3 protein-coding genes are annotated in these 2,071 nt (G+C 53.5%); 2 read left to right on the top strand and 1 reads right to left on the bottom strand.

The window, feature by feature from the left end; translation table 11 throughout:
* Positions 1-430: phage minor head protein (locus HP459_RS22600; RefSeq protein ID WP_171936893.1), on the top strand; the 430-nt coding region annotated here is incomplete at its 5' end.
* Here HP459_RS22600 and HP459_RS22595 read toward each other — a convergent pair.
* The gene (locus HP459_RS22595; protein WP_171936892.1) at positions 423-623 is read right to left on the bottom strand and encodes a hypothetical protein; all 201 of its coding nucleotides are present in this window, start codon (positions 621-623) and stop codon (positions 423-425) included. The genes HP459_RS22600 and HP459_RS22595 overlap by 8 nt on opposite strands.
* Before the next feature lie 76 nt (positions 624-699).
* Here HP459_RS22595 and HP459_RS22590 point away from each other — a divergent pair.
* A partial coding sequence (locus HP459_RS22590) for a DUF2213 domain-containing protein (RefSeq protein ID WP_171936891.1) occupies positions 700-2,071 on the top strand: 1,372 nt, incomplete at its 3' end.

Genomic DNA, 2,071 nt, shown 5'->3' with positions numbered 1-2,071 from the left:
CGATCTGACCAATATCATCACCGATGCAGTAGCGCGCGGGGTGAATCCTCGAGAGACGGCCAGCGTCATCAGCAAACGCCTCGATGTATCGATGTCGAAGGCGAAGAACATCGCTCAGACCGAGCAGGTCGGCGCGCTGCGGCAGGCTCAGTGGAATGAAACGGACTGGGCTGCTGACAGGCTGGGGCTGAATACCGGCCTTCTGTGGCTGTCAGCGCTCAAGCCAACGACGCGCACCTGGCACGCCAGCCGCCACGGGAAGGTCTACACCACCGAAGAAGTACGGAATTTCTACGCTGAGAACGGCAACCGGTACAACTGCTATTGCAGCCAGATACCGGTGCTGCTCAACGACGACGGCAGCATCTTCAACGAGGGGCTGAAAGATAAGCTGAAGAAAGAGCGTCAGAAGTGGAGTGAAGCTAAATAACTTCAGTAATCGTGACTACTGTAATTCCAAAAACAGAAGTAGTAGTTGAGGCACTATGGTAGTTCAAGGAGTCACGTCTTGTTGCCTCTATAACTTTATCGTCAACAGCGGTGGGTTGATGGCTACTCTCTACATTGACATCGCGATAGGTGTCATCACCACTTATTTGATATGTGATTTTATAAATTGGCATTTCATAGTTTCCTTTTTTCACGGCATTAACTGATCAGTCCTCTTTATAACCCATTAATAGTCAGTAAGGAACCAGCATGAAACGCAACCGCGTTAACGTGCTGACCGTAGTCAACTCCGCTTCAAATATCACCACTGAAACCATCGACGGGAGGCCACATATCGTGGTTCGCGGCATCACGCCTGTCGTGGACGATATCGTGATGAACCGGAAGTTGTACCCGGCAGCAGAAATCGAAAAGGCCTACAACACCCTCGAGCGTAACCCGATGCCGCTGGGCCACCCGAAAGTGGACGGTAAGCATGTGTCGGCGCGCGATGTCCGTGCGGTGAACGAGTATCACGTCGGTGCCTGGCTACAGAACGTCAGCCACAAAGATGGGAAGGTGACGGGCGACATGTACGTTAACCGCCAGTACGCCGAATCCAGCGATAAGGGCAAGCGCCTGATTAACCGCCTGGATGAGATGCTGGCTGGCACCAACTCCGACCCGATTCATATCTCGACAGGCCTGCTGTATTCCGGTATCGCCGCCAATGGCGAGTCGAAGGGCAAAAAGTACAACGAGATCGCCACCAACATGATGTTTGACCATGTGGCGGTGCTGCTTGATGAGCCTGGCGCCGGAACTCCGGAGGAGGGGGTTGGCATCTTCGTTAACTCAGAAGGTGATGAGCAGCAAATCGAAGTCGCCCGCCTGGCTGACGGAATCGACTGTACACGCGATGGCCTGCTCAACAAGACCAAATTCTTCTTCACCAATGCCTCCAACTTCTCTTTCGACGATATCTCCCGCGCTATCAACGACAAGCTGCGCGAGGGTGATGCCGAAGATAAGTGGCTTTGGCCTGAAACGGTGTGGCCGGACAGCTTCATTTACCGCAATGACACCAAATACCTGAAACAGAAGTACCTCATCGATGACGACGGCAAGGCCGTGTTCGTCGGCGAACCTGTAGAAGTCGTGCGCAAACCCACTGAGTACGAGATTAAAACCAACGGAGAGAACGATCCGATGAAAGAACTGATTATCAATGCGCTGCAAGCCGCTGGTAAGCCGACTGAAGGCAAGTCCGACGCCGAGCTGATGGACGCATACAACCAGATGAAGGCCGAAGAAGCCACCGCCAAGAAAAAAGGCGATGAAGAAATCGACCCGGAAACCGGCAAGCCAAAGAAAAAAGAGCAGGCCACCAATAACGAAGAGATTCCAGCGTGGGCGCAGAAACTCGCCGATCGTGTGGACGTCGTTTTCAACAGCCTGAACGCGAACGCCGACAAAGAGAAAGGCGAAAAGCGCGCGGCTGTGAAGCTGGCGATGAACATGAGCGATGAAGAAGTCGCAGATCTGGACGGCAAGGCGCTCGACGCTATGTACGCCAAGTGCCAGACCTCTTTCGGCCTGAACGGTGCATTCCGCAATCAGGCTACCAACACCCAATCAGTCA

The organism is Enterobacter sp. CM29, from assembly GCF_013179605.1.
GTDB classification, from domain to species: Bacteria; Pseudomonadota; Gammaproteobacteria; order Enterobacterales; family Enterobacteriaceae; genus Enterobacter; species Enterobacter intestinihominis.
Note: the sequence above shows the minus strand (reverse complement) of the source record. Positions and strands in the feature narration are given on the sequence as shown.